This window comes from Paraburkholderia oxyphila NBRC 105797, from assembly GCF_000685075.1.
GTDB classification, from domain to species: domain Bacteria; phylum Pseudomonadota; class Gammaproteobacteria; order Burkholderiales; family Burkholderiaceae; genus Paraburkholderia; species Paraburkholderia oxyphila.
The window spans coordinates 1-1,356 of record NZ_BAYD01000255.1 but is presented as its reverse complement, the minus strand read 5'-3'; the positions used below and the strand labels follow the sequence as shown (position 1 = coordinate 1,356).

1 protein-coding gene and 1 pseudogene are annotated in these 1,356 nt (G+C 61.4%); both read left to right on the top strand.

Annotated elements, in window-relative coordinates; genetic code table 11:
* The first annotated feature begins 434 nt into the window (after positions 1–434).
* On the top strand, positions 435–731 hold the full coding sequence (locus BO1_RS58725; protein ID WP_156992821.1) for a hypothetical protein: 297 nt from the start codon (positions 435–437) through the stop codon (positions 729–731).
* A gap of 439 nt (positions 732–1,170) precedes the next feature.
* A pseudogene (locus BO1_RS61700) lies at positions 1,171–1,353 on the top strand (hypothetical protein); the annotation flags it as partial.
* Positions 1,354–1,356 lie beyond the last annotated feature (3 nt).

Here is a 1,356-nt window from a genome sequence, read left to right as displayed (position 1 = left end):
ATCGAGGCGACCCGTAACAGCCTCGAGATGGCGGCGGCCGCCTCAAAGCGCGTCATGCGCGCAACCGATCCAGTCTCGCAGGTAGCGAAACGATAGCGGCTCAGACCTGGTGCCCAGGCTGCGATGACAGAGCTGCCATAGGTCAAGGAATCCTTTTCTGGCTCAACCGCGGTGTTGGAAGGAGATGCCGATGAACGCCAGCGAGGCAGCCACGGCGACAGGTGGCGCGGTCTTGCTGTGTGCAGTCGTTTTCGTGGTCAAACACTATCGACGCGAACATCGGCGAGCGCAGATGCTCCGGCGAACGGCCTCCCCCGGTTGGGCCTGGCGCCTGCACCGCCACTGATGGAATACGTGGCAGGGCGATGGTCGATGCAGGAGGAGGTGCTACGAAGCACTTCTTCCAGCGGCCATCTTTCACGGAACTCACAACCATGAACGGTGCAGACCGGTCGTCCACACAGGATCAGCGCGACAGGGCGAGCAAAGGGCACATGAGTTATGACGACTATGCCCAGGACCTGGCGCACATTCGAGCCATGATCCTGCAAGTCGAGCGCCTGATTCACGACCATGATGCCGGGCAGGGAACGCCGGTGACATCGTCGGACTACTGGCGCGCCCGGGTCAATGCGCTACTGGAGGCGGACCTGGCGCGTCCCCTCGAACTGCAGGCCCGCGCGCTGCTGGCCCGGCTGGACGCACTCCGCGCGCCAAGCGCCCGTGCGTAGCGTGATCACCATCAAATATCGAACGGCGGGGCGCTACGCACGCGGGGATGAAGCCGTCGGCGATTGTTCCTGGTGCGACCGGAAAGGAGTTCGTGCTGACCCTGCCGGTACGATCGGCGCAGGTTCCCTGGGCAGCCTGTCTCACTGCGATGATTGATGAACCCAGGGCCCCTTCCTCTGGGACCTGCCCGCTCTCCACTCTCTGGTTCCGGCGTGTCTGAATTTATTCTGATAACTATCCAAATGGTGTTGCGGGTCAAAGATGACCAAGCCTGAGGATGCAGGTCTGTTTTTCGGGTTGCAGCTCTGGCGAGAGAGCGACGCCGATAAGTTGTTCCTCGACACCTTCCGCATCCGAAATAAAAAACGTGATCTTGATGGTAACGTCGCGCGTTACATTTATGCTTGCATCGCCCTGCATTACGACAGGCTGTGAACTGGCAGCGGCAACGCGGAGCGTCTCACGTTCGATCTCTCGTCGAACGTGGCGACCGTGTCGAACGACAGGGGCCCCGAATGCGGCGCGCGTCTGTGGCATCCGCGCCCGGTGCGTGAAACGCGGCCGTTCACGGAAGCCACGCAGCTGAGGAATTTTAAGGTGATGGGTGCCTCGTGCGCTTGACGT